This is a genomic window from Streptomyces hyaluromycini (assembly GCF_002217755.1).
GTDB lineage: Bacteria > Actinomycetota > Actinomycetes > Streptomycetales > Streptomycetaceae > Streptomyces > Streptomyces hyaluromycini.
Window position 1 is genome coordinate 1 of the sequence record NZ_BCFL01000035.1, and the last position, 15126, is coordinate 15126.

General features: G+C 66.1%; 12 protein-coding genes and 3 pseudogenes. 11 read left to right on the forward strand and 4 right to left on the reverse strand.

The features are described from left to right. Positions 1-195 precede the first annotated feature (195 nt). From SSP29_RS45400 to SSP29_RS45415, 6 genes and pseudogenes are all read left to right on the forward strand, one after another. Positions 196-1250 (forward strand): annotated as a pseudogene (locus tag SSP29_RS45400) (IS110 family RNA-guided transposase); the annotation flags it as partial. Positions 1251-1406: 156 nt separating this feature from the next. Further along, complete coding sequence (locus SSP29_RS45405) at positions 1407-2654, forward strand: IS256 family transposase (RefSeq protein ID WP_089106855.1); 1248 nt, start codon at positions 1407-1409, stop codon at positions 2652-2654. A 26-nt stretch (positions 2655-2680) separates the two neighbouring features. Then, positions 2681-2836: pseudogene (locus SSP29_RS57715) on the forward strand (IS110 family transposase); the annotation flags it as partial. A 394-nt stretch (positions 2837-3230) separates the two neighbouring features. Next, positions 3231-3392 carry a hypothetical protein gene (locus SSP29_RS58945; protein WP_167450161.1) on the forward strand — a complete coding sequence of 54 codons (162 nt, stop codon included), beginning with the start codon at positions 3231-3233 and terminating at the stop codon, positions 3390-3392. 411 nt (positions 3393-3803) lie between these two features. Then, entirely contained in the window at positions 3804-6641 is a 2838-nt protein-coding gene (locus SSP29_RS45410) for an AfsR/SARP family transcriptional regulator (RefSeq protein WP_245883540.1), read from the forward strand. 216 nt (positions 6642-6857) lie between these two features. After that, positions 6858-7088 (forward strand): annotated as a pseudogene (locus SSP29_RS45415) (DUF5655 domain-containing protein); the annotation flags it as partial. A gap of 1012 nt (positions 7089-8100) precedes the next feature. Here SSP29_RS45415 and SSP29_RS60620 read toward each other — a convergent pair. Beyond that, positions 8101-8643 carry a hypothetical protein gene (locus SSP29_RS60620; protein ID WP_150136197.1) on the reverse strand — a complete coding sequence of 181 codons (543 nt, stop codon included), beginning with the start codon at positions 8641-8643 and terminating at the stop codon, positions 8101-8103. Between the two features lie 116 nt (positions 8644-8759). Then, positions 8760-9956 (reverse strand): DGQHR domain-containing protein, encoded by a 1197-nt coding sequence (locus SSP29_RS45425; RefSeq protein ID WP_089106857.1) that lies wholly within the window; start codon positions 9954-9956, stop codon positions 8760-8762. A gap of 254 nt (positions 9957-10210) precedes the next feature. Between SSP29_RS45425 and SSP29_RS45430 the strand changes: the two genes are divergently transcribed. Both SSP29_RS45430 and SSP29_RS45435 read left to right on the forward strand, forming a co-directional pair. Next, on the forward strand, positions 10211-11170 hold the full coding sequence (locus SSP29_RS45430) for a recombinase family protein (protein ID WP_150136198.1): 960 nt from the start codon (positions 10211-10213) through the stop codon (positions 11168-11170). A 43-nt stretch (positions 11171-11213) separates the two neighbouring features. After that, complete coding sequence (locus SSP29_RS45435) at positions 11214-11690, forward strand: hypothetical protein (protein ID WP_089106858.1); 477 nt, start codon at positions 11214-11216, stop codon at positions 11688-11690. A 50-nt stretch (positions 11691-11740) separates the two neighbouring features. On the opposite strand, the gene SSP29_RS45440 is transcribed toward SSP29_RS45435, so the two are convergent. After that, positions 11741-12367, reverse strand: a complete 627-nt coding sequence (locus SSP29_RS45440) for a helix-turn-helix domain-containing protein (RefSeq protein ID WP_089106859.1) — start codon at positions 12365-12367, stop codon at positions 11741-11743. Between the two features lie 257 nt (positions 12368-12624). Here SSP29_RS45440 and SSP29_RS59430 point away from each other — a divergent pair, with 257 nt between their 5' ends. Together SSP29_RS59430 and SSP29_RS59435 are read left to right on the forward strand one after the other, a co-directional pair. Next, positions 12625-12807 (forward strand): site-specific integrase, encoded by a 183-nt coding sequence (locus SSP29_RS59430; RefSeq protein ID WP_089106861.1) that lies wholly within the window; start codon positions 12625-12627, stop codon positions 12805-12807. A 112-nt stretch (positions 12808-12919) separates the two neighbouring features. Further along, positions 12920-13441 (forward strand): hypothetical protein, encoded by a 522-nt coding sequence (locus SSP29_RS59435; RefSeq protein WP_150136199.1) that lies wholly within the window; start codon positions 12920-12922, stop codon positions 13439-13441. A gap of 137 nt (positions 13442-13578) precedes the next feature. Here SSP29_RS59435 and SSP29_RS45460 read toward each other — a convergent pair whose 3' ends face one another. Continuing rightward, positions 13579-14049 (reverse strand): hypothetical protein, encoded by a 471-nt coding sequence (locus SSP29_RS45460; RefSeq protein WP_145969037.1) that lies wholly within the window; start codon positions 14047-14049, stop codon positions 13579-13581. A 274-nt stretch (positions 14050-14323) separates the two neighbouring features. On the opposite strand from SSP29_RS45460, the gene SSP29_RS52715 reads away from it, so the two are divergent. Then, positions 14324-14953 (forward strand): hypothetical protein, encoded by a 630-nt coding sequence (locus tag SSP29_RS52715; RefSeq protein ID WP_145969038.1) that lies wholly within the window; start codon positions 14324-14326, stop codon positions 14951-14953. The last annotated feature ends 173 nt before the right edge of the window (positions 14954-15126 follow it).

Below are 15126 nucleotides of genomic sequence, written 5' to 3' on the forward strand. Positions count from 1 at the left end.
GAATGGTGACGGTCCGGGAGGACTGGGTGTAGCTGATGGTGACCTGCCGTTGATGGCTCCGAGTGAGTGGCTGCCCGGTTCTCCGGGACGCTCCGGCCGCTGATTGAGAACTGCGGTCATCGCTGGTTAAGGGCTGGGCGGCGGAGCGTTCCCGGACCCTGAAGGTGCTGCTTGCTGGGGAACGGAGCGACGGCGGTGACGGAACGTCATGAGCAGGTCTGGGTTGGCATCGACGCTGGTAAGGCGCATCACTGGGCTGTCGGAGTCAACGCCACCGGAGAAAAGGTGCTCTCGAGGAAGGTCGTCAATGGTGAGGACGAGATCCTGGACCTGATCGTGGCAGCGTGCGAGATGGCTGACGAGTTCGATGGGCGGTCGACATCTGCGGCCGGGCCTCGACGTTGCTGCTTGCACTGTTAATCGCCAACGGCCAGAGCGTGGTGTACGTGCCTGGCCGTACGGTCAACCGCATGTCCGGCGCCTACCGCGGCGAAGGGAAGACCGACGCCAAGGACGCCCTGGTCATCGCCGACACCGCGCGTATGCGTCGGGACTTCACCCTCCTGAATCTGCCGAACGAGTCCGTGGCTGATCTCCAGTTGCTCACCGCACATCGAGCCGATCTGATCGCCGACCGGGTGCGACTGATCAACCGCCTGCGCGATGCCCTGGTCGGCATCTGCCCTGCTCTGGAGCGGGCCTTCGACTACTCAGCGGCCAAGGGACCGGTCGTCATGCTGACCGAGTACCAGACCCCGGCCGCCCTGCAGCGAGCCGGCGTCAGGCAGCTCGCGGACTGGCTGGCACGACGTGCGGTCCGTGGTGCAGACGAGGTCGCCGCCCGTGCGCTCGAAGCTGCCCAATCCCAGGTGACAGCTCTGCCGGGCGAAAAGCGAGCCGCCAAACTCGTGAGCGACCTCGCCCACCAGCTCCTCATGCTCGACGAATGGATCAAAGACACCGACCGGGAGATCCGCGAGGCGTTCCGCCTCGACGAGCGCGCCGAAGTCATCGAATCGCTGCCGGGTATGGGGCCCGTCCTCGGGGCCGAGTTTCTCGCCATCGTCGGAGACCTGTCCAGCTACGCAGACGCCGGCCGGCTGGCCGCTCACGCGGGACTGGCCCCGGTGCCGCGCGACTCCGGCCGCCGGACCGGCAACCACCACCGGCCCAAGCGCTACCACCGCCGCATGCGACACGTCTTCTACATGGCCGCCCAAACCGCCATGATGCGCCCCGGCCCGTCCCGATGGTGTCCCGCGAAGTGGTGTAGTCGGTCGAGGGTCGTGAAGGCGCGGGCGTCTGCCCGGGGCGTGCATCCGCAGTCGGTGAATGCTCCCTGAACAAGGGCAGGCCATCGCGCAAGTCTCCCTGGTGAACGGGCAGTTCGACCGGAGGAGCACACGATGGCCTTGTCCCAGTCTGACCTGATGCGGCTGCTGGAGTCACTACGTACGGCCGACGGAGTTGAGACGATCAGGGTGCTGTGCGAACGCATCCTGCAGGAGCTCATCGAGGCCGAGGCCACCGAGACCATTGGTGCCGCCCCGCGCGAGCACTCCGACCAGCGCACGACGTGGCGTAACGGTCACCGGGAGAGGCTGCTGACCACCCAGGCCGGCGACCTCGATCTGAAGATCCCGAAAGTGCGGACCGGGTCGTTCTTCCCCTCGCTGTTGGAACGGCGCCGGCGCATCGACCGGGCGCTGTTCGCCGTGGTGATGGAGGCATACGTGCACGGGGTCTCGACGCGGTCGGTCGATGACCTGGTCAAAGCCCTGGGCGCGGACAGCGGCATCTCGAAGTCGGAGGTGTCGAGGATCTGCGGCGAGCTCGACGCCGAACTGACGGCGTTCAAGGAACGGCCGCTGGATCACACCGTCTTCCCCTACGTGTTCCTGGACGCCACCTACTGCAAGGCCCGGGTCAACCACCGGATCGTCTCCCAGGCGGTGGTCATCGCGACCGGGATCTCCGTCACTGGCCATCGCGAGATCCTCGGGCTGATGGTCGGCGACAGCGAGTCGAAGCCGTTCTGGACGAAGTTCCTGCGCTCGTTACGGGCCCGGGGCCTGGACAACGTCCAACTGGTCATCTCCGACAGCCACAGCGGTCTGGTGGCCGCGATCCGCACCGTCTTCCTTGGCGCGGCCTGGCAAAGGTGCCGGGTTCACTTCGTGCGGGACGTCTTCAGCGTGATCGAAAGGGGTTCGGGAGAGATGGTCGCCGCGACCATCCGCACCATCTTCGCGCAGACGACCGGTGAGGCGGTCCGCACCCAGCTGGACGTGGTCGCCGACATGCTCGGACGCCAGTTCCCGCAGGTCAAGGCGATGCTGCTGGACGCCGCAGTCGACATCACCGCCTTCGCGGACTTCCCGTCGGCCCACTGGAAGAAGATCTGGTCCACCAATCCTCTGGAACGGCTGAACCGGGAGATCAAACGACGGGCCGACGTGGTCCAGGTCTTCCCCAACCCTGCCGCGCTGGAACGGCTCGCCGCCGCGGTCCTAGCCGAACTCCACGACGAATGGCAGGTCTTCGACCGCCGCTACCTCTCCGAAGCCTCCATGGCCGAACTCCTCACACCGCAACCGGCCGCGGACGACCACCAGCTCCCACCACAACAGAAACCGAATCGACTCGACCGGTAACTACACCACTCGGCGGGACGCCATCCCCGTCCCGGGACTACTACCTCAAAAAGCGCGCCGAAGGACTGATCCACACCCAGGCACTACTCGCCCTCGCTCGCCGCCGAGTCGACGTCCTCTGGGCCACACTCCGTGACAAGAGGCACTTCACGCCCACCCCACCAGCCCCCCAATCGGCTTGACACCATCATTGAGACTCACTCGACCATCGCATGAGTCAGGTCGAGTGCGGCAGGAAAGCAGACCAACGAGGCACCTGCGCTGACGAGTTGAGACTTCGAACACCTCCCTCAACGGCACGGGTGCCTCGTGCGTTGCGGCCTCGTCGCCGTCACCCGATCAGTGACCACTCTGAAAACGCTCAATGATCCAGAAATCTCCAGGCAAGGTGATCGGTTCCCCCTACCGCCGGCCCAACCCCGCGCCCCTGCGCTCTCGGCGTGCGTAAGGTGCCTTCAACGCCGGTTCGGACTGACGACGTGAACAACCTGCTCGCGGTCGAGCAGTCGTAGCAGCTCCGGTCTCGGCAGAGCCATCACGAGTCGGCTTCCGCTGGGCCAGGGTGACGGTGGGGGCGTGGGCGACGGCGGACAACAGGTGCCGGTGGCGCTGCTGTCGGTGCCCGAAGCCGGACAGCGCCTTGCCGTCCACCACGATCGCCGGCCGCGGCGCCGACCCGGTGCCGCGGCCGGCGAAATCGGTGTGGCCGCGAACGACAGGCACGGGATCTCGATGTGATCAGCTGGCGTAGACACCCTGATGATCACCGGTCTCGTACCTGTGCTGTTGCCACGTCAACTCGCTCTGGGCGCGGACGATCTGCGCGATCCCGGAACTTGCAACCGCTGCGGGGTGTAGCGGACGTGGAGGTAGGACTCGATACGCTTGTTCACCTGGGAAGCGCCTCCGACAGTGGCAGGAACAAAGACCTCAGCAATCCTCATTCTCGCTGTTCAGAGGCACTCTCTGCTTTCTTGATCACTGGTCGGACAGCTCGCTTCGTGAAAGTGCGAGGTTAATCCTCAGTAGTCTAAAGTCCCGATTAACTACGTTGTCGGCTGGACATTTTGATGAGCCTGTCATCTTTGGTACCCATTTTTCAGAGGAGGACCGTTGGGAGAGCCACTAAGGTTCGCGATACTGGGCGAAGTGAGGGCGTGGCGTGGTTCGAACGAAGTCGAGCTCGGGCCGCCTCAACAGCGGGCCGTGCTCGGGGCGCTGCTGCTGGCAGAGGGTTCACAGGTGTCAATCGGTGAGCTTGCCGACGCGGTTTGGGGAACCAGCCCCCCGGCTTCCGCGCCCGGGATTCTTCGGATGTACATCCATGGATTGAGGAAAGCGCTGGAGCCCTCCTCGAACGCCGCATCATCCGTGATCCGTCTCGCCGGGGGCGGCTACCAGCTGTCCACTTCACGGGACAATCTGGACCTCGGTGCTTTTCGTGCCTTACTGGACCAAGCTGGCAATGCGCGGCGTGCGGGAGACGTCGAAAACGCAGTGGAGTATCTGCGAGATGCGATCGGGTTGTGGCAGGGGACGCCACTGGCCGGTGTTCGAGTTGAGTCCATGCAAAGTCAGCGGCAGCAGCTCGGTGAGTTACGGCTGTTCGCCGAGGCGACCCGCCTCACACTCGAGCTCGACCTCGGCGCCCATGAAAAAGCAGTTGCCGAGCTCACCGGGCTGGTCGCCGAGCACCCGCTGGACGAGCGGTTTCGGGAATTACTGATGCTTGCTCTTTACCGGTCGGGGAGGCAGGCGGCAGCTCTTGAGACCTACCGTGAAGTGCAGAGTCTGTTGGCAGAAGAACTGGGGGTCGACCCTGGCCAGGCGCTGCAGGTGATGTATCAGCGCATTTTGCGTGCCGATGCGGGGCTTGTTGCCTCGTCTACGCCAGCAGAACCCGAGCGCCTCCTAGAAGTCTCGATCCCGACCCAGCTACCGGCTGACCTTCCGGTTTTTGTTGGTCGAGATGCTGAACTAGCGGAGGTAGCCCGGTTACCTTTGGCTGGTACCGTGGTAGTAAGCGCTATCGCAGGCATGGCGGGAGTGGGTAAAACAACTTTCGCGGTGCGCTGGGCGCGACACGTTGCTGACCATTTTCCGGACGGTCAACTGTATTTGAATCTGCGAGGTTTCGACCCTGCCGGTCAACCAGTGTCACCGGAGCATGCGTTGCGGACGATCCTTGACTCACTGGGTGTCGATGCAAGTACCGTGCCACAGGGTACCGACGCGCTCGCAGCTCGCTACCGTACCCTGCTGACAGGTAAGCGGGTACTCCTCCTCCTCGACAATGCCCGCGATGCGGCACAGGTGAGGCCTCTGCTGCCGGGGGCGCCGGGCAGTCTGGCTATCGTTACCAGCCGCAACCGACTCTCAGGGCTGGTGGCCACGGACGGCGCTCACCCTGTGTACCTCGACGTGCTCTCCACACCAGAAGCTCGTGCGCTTCTGATCTGCCGTCTTGGACAGCAGCGCGTCGAAGCTGAGCCGGCCGCAGTCGAGGAGATCATCACCCGATGCGCACGCCTACCTCTAGCCCTGGCCGTTATTGCTGCCCGCGCAATGGGCCGGCCTGCCTTTCCGCTGGCAGCGATAGCGGCCGAACTACACCACAACGCCGACCGTCTGGACGCGTTCCACGACGGAGACGACGCGGCCAATGTGCGTGCTGTCTTCTCCTGGTCGTACCACGCCCTCACGCCAGATGCCGCCCGCCTGTTCCGGCTGCTCGCCCTGCACCCCGGCCCCGACATCACCCAACCCGCCATCAGCAGCCTCGCGGGCCATTCTGCCTCCCATACAAGGAAGTTGTTGTCGGAGCTCACTCAGGCCCACCTTATAGATGAAGTTACTCCGGGCCGTTTCGCCTCCCACGACCTGCTACGCGCCTACGCCACTGAACTCGCAGAGACTGCCGAGTCCTCGCAGCAGACCCAGGCTGCCCGAAACAGGATGCTCGACCACTACCTACACACCGCCCATCAGGCATCCACACTGATCAACCTTGCGCGGGCACCAATCACCCTGATGCCTGCCGCTGAGGGCGTGCGCCCCGAGGATTTTGCCGGAAACGCCGCAGACGCAGTGGCCTGGTTTGCCGCTGAGCAGGCCATCCTGATCGCAGCTATCGACGATGCAGCCAAACATCGGTTCGACGTTCATGCCTGGCAACTTGCCTGGGCAATCGCCAACCACCTGTACCAGCGTGGCCTCTGGGACGACTTGGAAGCTGTTCGGCTGGCCGGTATGGATGCGGCGCGTCGGCTGGGCGACCACGAAGCCCAAGCCGACGCTCATCAGGGTCTAGCCGTGGCAGCGTCAGGACAGGGCCGCTACGACGTGGCACGGACCCACGCTGAACGGGCCATCGCTATGCTCACTGAGTCGGGCGAGATTAGCACCCGCCCCGGTTTCTATATCACCTTGGCCTGGGTTGCGGAGCAGCAAGACGATCTGGACGCGGCCCTGAACGCGGCCCAGCGATCCCTTGAGATATCTCAGGCCCACGACATTGGAAACAATAACAGCCGAAGAACGCTAGCAGCCGCCCTTGGTTCCGTCGGGTGGTACCACTCAAGGCTGGGACAAAACCAACAAGCACTTGATTTCTGCCGACAGGCACTACCCTTGCACCTGGAAGTTGGTGATGTCACCAACGCGGCGGGGACGTGGGACAGTATCGGGCACGCACACCACCACCTGGGCGAGTTCGACGAAGCCGTGGTCAGCTTCCGCAATTCCCTCAGCCTCCACCGGAAGCACGGTGGCACAACTTGGTTCATAGTGGACACACTCGAAAGTCTCGGAGACACCTATCTCTGTGCCGGCCATCCGGACGAGGCCCGCGCAGCATGGACTGAGGGCATGGGAATCGCAGAGCACCACGGTCACTCCGGTGCCGAATCGATTCGAAAAAAGCTGCACCAACTCAACAACGCTCGCCAATTGTTTGACGCAGAAGCAAGGATCGCCAAATCTGATTAAGATTTTCCGGGGAATAGCCCCTTGATTTTTACCGTGCTGGATTCGTGCTGGATGTCTGTGTGGCCCGCTGGTATGCGGGGGTGCTGTGTCTCTGCGCGACGGTTCACTGACTCACCGCGCGACCGTCCGGCACACGTTCTTCGCAGGCTTGGTGGCCGTTGCGGAAACAAATCTTGGCCCGCTCGACGTTGTCGATCCCCTACGCGGAAACGGGGGGTGGTCAACTTGAAGTTGTTTCGTACGGACACAACGAGAAGCGGCGTGACCGAGGTCACGCCGCGTCTTGCTGAGGTCGAGGCCGATGTGCAGGGCATCGTCGAGGCGCACATGGAGACGCTACTGGGCGTCCGGTTCCTGGCGAGCGAGTACAGCACTGGGCCCGTACACGGGGGCCGGATCGACTCGCTCGGCCTGGATGAGAACGGATCGCCGGTCATCGTCGAGTACTAGCCTCGGGCTTTCGTGAGTGCAACGGAAGACCCCCGCGTCGGCGGGAAGGACGGACCGCAGGGTGGGGTGCTCACGCGGCACAACGGAACACTCCCGTGTCGGCGGGGACCACGCGGTGAACCGCCGGCACCGCAACCCGGGCTACGGAACACTCCCGCATCGGCGGGAAGGGCTCGCCCATGACGTACCGGCCGAGCTCGTCGAACGGAACACCCCCGCGTCGGCGGGAAGGACGCGCCCCGGATCAATGTCACCGTCCGGATGGACGGATCACTCCCGCGTTGACGGTAAGGACGACCTCGCGTGCCTCGACGCTGGCATCCACATTATGCTTCCCGTCGACGCGGAGGTGGACCGCTGCGCACCGCGCTGGCGGAGCTCGCGACCACGAACAGTCGAAAAATTCATCAAGTTCGGGGCCGTGTTCGAGCATGCACGATAAGCGCCATGTTCAGGGTGAGGAGATAGAGCAGGCGCTTAGAAGACACCTGCTCCATTCCGGTGCTTAAGCTCGTTCAGGGCTGAGTGCTCGATGGACGGACCCTGGTGATTCCGGCGTCAGCATGGTGGTTCGCCGACGGCAGACACATTGATCCCGGCAGGGACTGGAAACGTGCGGCGAGGCAAGCGAACCTAGATCAGCTCGCGGAAGAGTGTGTGCGTGAGCGGCGCAACATAGCACGGGATCGCCGGTTACCCAAACCGGCGATTCTCCGGACCATTGGAGAAGTCCGGTCGCTGTGCGATTCGCAGTGATGACCGGACGGCCGTGTCTATCCCCACGACTCACCCCAAGGAGCCATCCCGTGGCTGCAGTTGTTAGCGAAGAAACGTTTCACCTTACCGATCGGCAGTGCTTCGCGATCCTGGACTGGGTCGCCGAACAGGGGGTCCCGGTAGTTCTCGCCGAAAAAACAACGCTAAGCCGTTGATCATGGTCCGGCCGCGCGGTAGCGGCAGGCTCAGCCGTCGGCCAGGGCGCTGATCAGCGTGCGGGCCGCCGCCTTGGTCAGCCGGTTCGCAGCCGTCGCGGTCCGCTCGCTGGGGACACGCGGCGTGATCCCGGTGCCCTTGACCGCCTCGGCGAACGCGGCGTCGAACCGCTCCCGGTCCGCCTTCTCCGCAGAGTGGCGAGGTACTTCAGCTGCGCGGCGGTGGCCGGCTCCGTCTTCGCCTTCGCGGCCTGCTCCCGCCGCGGGCCGTAGACCCGCTCGTTCTCCGCCTTCCGCCTCGCCTCGGCCTCCGGGCTGCGGCAGGTGACGTGCACGCTCTCGTACCAGGTCTGGGCGCCGGGCTTGCCGGTGACCGCTTCCCACAGCGCGTTCGCCGTCAGCGCCGACTCGTCCACGCCCTCGGTCAGGCCGGGGCCGACCAGCCCGTAGTAGCCGGACGTGCCCCGGGGGATCACGGTGAACCCGGCCGGGACGGCGTGCGCGGTGAGGTCCTGGCCGCACCCGCAGTGCGTGGCGTGGTAGCGGTCCCACTTGCTCTGAAGCGGCTCGTACACCAAGCGGTCGCCGTAGTACTTCGTATCCCTCGCGAATCCCGACACCGCCGCAGTCTCCCACCGCCAGACTCCCCGCGGGGCTCGACCGCGCGGCAAGCACGCTGGTCGAGCCCCGCGGGGATGAGGTCGGCGGCCGCCCGCAGGCTGCCGCCGACCTCATGTCACAGCTGGATGGTCTCCGCCGGTGAGGGCAGACGGCTCTGGATGAGCAGGCTCAGCCGCCTCCTGCCGGCGTCACCGCTGAACCCGGAGGCGACCGAGCCCACCCGCCAGAAGTCGGCACCCGAGCGGGTCGACAGCAGGCCGTCGTTGTCGACAGACTCGCCTTCCAGAGTGGGCAGGTCCTTCATGACCTTCGCGTACTCGTCGGGCCGGCCGAGCCCTCCTCCGTTGCTGCGGACCACTTCGATCACCTGCGGCAGCACGCGGTGCAGTGCGACAGCACCGCTGCCCTTCTGGAGGACGAAGTCCTGCGCCTCGTCGAAGGGCTCCGGCATGACCTGCTTGATCCCCGCCCAGTAGGCGTTGAGAACGGCCGCCACGATCGAGGCATCGGCGCGCTTGAATGACGGCATGTCGAGCACCGGCTTGAGGGAACGGGCGAACTGCGGTTTGGGAATGGTCACACCGTCGCCCCGTGTCTTGCGGCGGTTGGCCTCCTGGAACCGGCCCTGCCAGGGGCCGTCCAGCTTCTCCAGCTCGTCCACAACGGCGTAGGCGCGGGTGATCCAGTCCTTGTCCTCGGCGGCGAGCATCTCCCGCAGTTCGGGGTCGTCCTCTGCCATCTTGGTCAGCAACTGCCAGGCGAGGTCGGTCTTGACGCTGGCGGCGTTGGTGTTGACCTCGTAGAACTCCCGCATCTCCTCTCCCGGGTCGAGGCCCAGGGTGAGGCTGATCGGAACGGGGAAGTCCTCGAAGTGCTCCTGCTCACCGAGCAGTTGGTTCAGGCCACCCGCCCGGTGCTGGCCGTCGTAGATCCACAGCGACACGTCGTCGGTGAACTCGATACGGCCGGTACCGATCCAGTTGCCGCCTTCGAGTACCGCGTTCTCGTATCCCGCCTGATCGCCGTCCACCACGACGACCACCCGCTCCTCATCCACGTCGATCTTGCGGATGTTGACGAGCAGGGGGTTCGGCATCCGCCCCTTCTTCTCGTCGTAGTACCGGGCGGCCTTGCGGACACGGGCCGTGACAGGCGCCCGCTGGTATCCCTCGCCGCTGTCCGGGTCGAAGACGTCGACCTCTTGGTGCTGCGACACCGTGAAGGCATCGGCGAACGCCTGAAGCATGCGCGTGCCCCGCTGGACGCACAGCGCACCCGCGATCTGAATCGTCGTCAAAGTCTGCTTGCTCATGCCTCTTCCCACTTCTCCAAGGCCCCCGAGGCGGGAGCTAATCAGATCTAAAGCATGGATCTATCGTGCAGATCCGTCAATCAGATCTGCACGACAGATCTGACGAACTGCAACCCGCCCTCGAACTCTCACAAATGACCATCTGTGCGAGTTCTGAGAGCGGCCTCCGGTGATCACGTTTCCGCAGGTCGCCATTCGCAAAAGACCTCTCAAAACCAAGAGGTTCTGCGAAGCAGTTCTGACAGACTGCCGGGATGGATCTGACGCCCGATCAAGTCGCAGATGCGGTAGAACGGAACGACTGTCCGAAGTGCGAGGTCCCGGCGGGCAGTACCTGCCGCACCCGCGGCGGGAAGACCGCGACCAAGTACCACACCCCCCGCTTCATCCTCGTCCCCGCGCTGCGCGAGGAACTCGAAGTCCTCGTCCCCGAGGACCGGGGTCCCGGCCGTCCGTGGACGCAGGGCCCGCCGGTCGAGGCGGCCGAGGCGGCGCCGGCCGCGCAGGCGATCCGGATCGGGTACGCCCGCTGCTCGACCGCCCAGCAGGAACTCCAGTCCCAGCTCGACGCCCTCGGACCGGTCTGCAAGCGGATCTTCTCCGAGAAGATCTCCACCCGGGTGAAGGTGCGCCCCGAGCTGGAGAAGGCGCTGAAGCTGGCGTACGACATCAAGGAGGCCGCCCCCGAGACGGAGGTCATCCTCACCGTCCACGAGCTCAAGCGCCTCGCGCGCAACGCCGCCGAGCTGATGATGCTGTCCGCCCAGCTCCAGGCCGCCGGCGTGCAGCTCGAACTCCTCACCGGCCCGCTCACCGGCATCCACGACCCCAACGGCATGGGCGCCATGTTCTTCGCCGTCCTGGCCGTCGCCGCCCAGCTAGACCGCAACTACATCCGCGAGAAGACCCTGGAGGGCCAGGTGAGCGCCGCCGCGAAGGGCAACCACGGCGGACGCCCGAAGGTCATCGACGACGACATGCTCACCTTCGCCCTCGCGCTGAAGGCGAAGGGCGTCCCCGTCCCGGAGATCGCGGGCAAGCTGACCATCAAGACCGGCAAGAACGCTGGACAGTCGCCCTCGGTCGCCTCGGTCTACCGGGCCCTCGCCGAGGCCGAGGAGCAGGACGCGCGGACCGAGGCGGAGGTCATCGGTCCCCGGCGACCGGTTGGCGCCCGGGTCACCGGCCCGGCAGCGGCACCGACCCCGAACTGAGGGACCGCCTTCAGCACCAGGTCCTCGGAGCAGGGGCGGGCGAATGATCGGCGGAGCACACCGGCAGAAGGGCGGCGCCCCTCAGATCGGCACCGGCCCGGAAAGTATCGGGCCCTTCGGCCCGTACGGCGCGGACACCGCCGACGACACCGGCGAGGAGGTGTGGACGGCCGAGCGTGCCGAGCGGTACCTGACCGTGCTGCCCGCCGGCGCCCGCCTGTTCGCCGCGCTGGTCACCGACGCCGGTTCGGCCACCGTCGCCGACCTGCGTACCCGGCTCATCTCGGTGCGCGGCTGCCGCACCGCCCACGGCTTCGCCCTGCGCCGCGGCGTACGCGAGGGCTGGTGGCCGAAGAGCATTCCGGAGCCCATCACCGCGGTGTACGACCCGGCCGACCCCCACCGGCACCGGGCCGTCGCCTACGAGATCGCGCCCCAGCCCCGCGCCGCCTTCTCGCAGGCCATCGCCCGCCTCACGGACGTGCCCAACGAGGCGGCCACGGAAGAACATCGCGGCTGACACCTCCGCATCCGGCACACACGAAAGTTCTCGCTTCACCGTACGGAGGGTTAGTGACCCCCCAACCAGTCAGCGACCGCCACGGCAGCGGCCCGCACGCCCGGCTCATGGCTCAGCGTGCCCACATCGAGGTTGAAGCCGCAGAAGATGTCGACCAGCGCGCGGCGGCGATCGGGCGTCAACCTCGTGGAAGCGGAGTGCCACTCGGCGCCCTGGTAGTCATGCAGCGCGGTGAAGTCGACAATGGCCGGCACCACGCCCCGGGTCCGGGCGTCAGCGAAGAGGCGCACGAGCACCTTGGCGTCTGCCATCAGGAATGCGCTGACTTCGTCATCGCTCGCCGCCGCTCCGGCCTTCTCGGCAAGGTGGAACCCGAACGCGCCGACGACAGCACACTGCTCCTCCAGACGCCGGAAGTCCTCTGCCGTGGGCCACGTCTCCACTGGGAGCTGCCGCGGCTGGGACCGTTTGTACGGGGCGGCGACGTCTTGCAGCGGCAGTTCGAGAGCCGCGGCTATCGCACGGGCAGAGCGTTCTCGGCATGGATCCCGTCGGGTCTCGATCGCAGACAGGGCCGGAGGGCGCAGACCGGAGCGCCGGGCCAGTTCCGCGAGGGACCATCCACGGGCCGTGCGGGCTTCGCGGAGCCGTTCGGAGTTGAAGCGCCAGTAGGACATGCGGTCGATGATGCCCGATCCACTCGGGGCATCGGGCCCGCCTTGGCACCCCACAGTCAGTCGTCGATCTCGATGCCGCGCCCGTCGAGCAGGAGCCGGAGTCCATCGGGAAGCGGACTGGTCGACCACGCATAGGCGGTGCAGGCCGCGCGAGGCTGTCCTACCGCCGGGCTGAGGAGATCTTCGAGGAGAACACCCGGCTGCTGGCCAACCCGCTCGCCTCGCCCGACGACATCGAGGACCTGGACGGCTGGACGTTGCACCGGCTCCGCCACAGTGCGCTCACGCACGATGCCGAGGGCGGCACCTCCACCCCGATGCTGCTGGCCCGTTCCCGCCACGTCTCCGTCCGCTCCCTGGAGCGGTATGCCCGCCCCGGCGTCGACGCGGTCGCCCGGCACGTCGCCGAACGCGACCCCGCCGCCCGGCGGAAGGGCTGACGTCTCCAAGATCAACTATTGGCGGCTTCTGGGCTCACCTCGGCGCCACCCCGTTTGCCTTCCGAGACGGGTCTGCCCCTGCACGCGCTGCTTCCTGTGGTATGCCCATCGGATGGATCCGATCGTCAGCCAAGGCGTGCGTGCCGGAAGCAAGGTCATAAGCTCTGCACTGAGCCGTTACCGGCCCGTCGGCGTGGCAAGGACAGGCAGCTCGGAGGACCGCGCCCAGGCGTACCGCCGTCTACTCGACGCGTTGACGCATGTCGGCCTGAACGCCACCTGGTTCTACAAGATGAGGGAGGAAGCCGGGAAGGCAGCGGAGCCGTTTCTAGCCGAGCTGCTCCCCAGGCTCACTGAGTCCGGCAACGAGCTTGCCTGCGCGGTGAACGGCGTGCGACTCTGCGCACCCGCGTACGTGATCGAGGCCGCGGAGACTGCGGCGCGGGCCATGCCGGGCCTCGACACGCCCAAGGGCGAGTTCGATGCGGCGTATAGAGCGTTCGTCGCCGCGCAGGGGGCGTTCCTGGACGTGGCCCGCCATGACCTCGGGTACGAACCCAAGTGGTACCGCGTGGACCGCTGGTGGGCGGAGCGTCAGTTCCGTAAGCGCCAGGCCCAGCAGCGAACGGCTTGACTCACGCCGCGCGGCAGGCGGTCCGGGCGCCCAACCCCTGCCGCAGCGCCCGGGCCTCGTGGTGGCGGGGCGACAGGGACCGCTCTTCAGGCTTGCGGCAGCCTTCCGGTGCTGCAGCCACGGGTCGACGTGGGCCGTCAGCGGACCAGTGCCTTTCGGCACTCGGGTTCATAGGGATGGGTGGTTATCTGGGCTAGTGCTGCATCGATTTCAGTCTGGTCGGCGCCCTGGGCGCTGAGGTTCCATGCACGGTATTGGGCGTCGGTGGCGCGAGCGAGTTCGTTCCAGGCGGGATCCAGACGTGCGGCGCGAGCGGCGTCGTCCGCGGACTGGCTCCACAACCGCGCCTGGTTAGCGGCATCCTCCTGGCTGTCGGCTGCCCTGCCCGGCGAGTCGAGGTTGATGCCCTTGCAGGCGCGGCGGGCGTAGTCCAGCGCCGTATCGGTGCCGTCTCCGTCAGTACCGGCTGCCGCGAATCCGATGGCTATTCCGGCCCCCATGACTACAACGATCGCTGCGGCGGTGAGCGCGATCCGCAGCATGGCTCGGTGCTGCTGTTCCTCTGGTCTGGCAGGCGTGTCGAGGCCCTGCTGTTGCTCGTGTCCCATCCCCACCCCTTTGCTGGTTGTGTGCGGATTCTAGGAGCGCCCTGGGAGGGAGGAGGCCGCGAGGGTCGGCGGGAGGCCGTGCTACCGGGTCTCCGACCGGGGACGGGGGGCCTGCCTCCCTGAACCGCGTGTTCCTGCTGCTCGGAGCCGGGGAGGGTTCCCGTTCCGCATAAGGGCGAACCACCAGACCGGTCAGGCGCCGGACCCGCTGAGGAATCGAGGCCAACGGTGCTTGAATATCAGACCGCGTCGATGCAGAGAGCCGGGAGCCTCCATGAAAATCCGCATTCACCGCCCCAGACATGCCACAATCGTGGCCTACCTCGCGTTGTTTGTGGCCGGCACCGGGACGGCTGCGGCTGCGACAGGTGGAACCTTCGTCCTCGGCCGCTCCAACGCGGCGACTACCGTCACCAGCTTGTCGAACAGCAACGGCACGGCCCTGAGCCTGAGCTCAAAGACGGGTACTCCGCCTCTCGCGGTGTCCTCTTCAACCAAGGTCACCCGCCTGAACTCGGACTCTCTCGACGGGCTGGACTCGTCCTCGCTCCAGCGAAAGACGATAGGGAGCTGCACGACAGCTCTGAAGTCCATCAGCCAGAGCGGCGCGACAACCTGTGCTGCGGCACCGAAGCTGACGACCACGATCGTGACCGGCCAGATCGACAACCTTGCGGGCAGCGCCAAGTGCCCGTCCGGGACGGTCCTGACAGGTGGCGGTTACCAGCTTCCCTTCCAGGGAGACCCGGCCAAGCGTGACTACGTGCGGAAATCCGCCCCCACGCAATCCGGCATCGGCGGGGCATACGACACATGGTCAGTTGTGCTGGATCCCACAGCGGCCAACAACTATCAGGTGAACGTGCCAAGTACTGTCTACGCCATCTGCACCGCGATCGGCTAACACGCCAGACCTGCGTCGCTGGTACTCGTCCACTCCCGAGACCCCGTCGCGATGTAGCGCGCGCTGCGCGAGACACACCCAGCGAATTCGGGTGGGCTACAAGGGCGGCGCAGGGCTTTTGGGTGAATCGGACACGCCGCCGAGGGGGGGAGTGTGCGGCGTCTTTGCTCAAG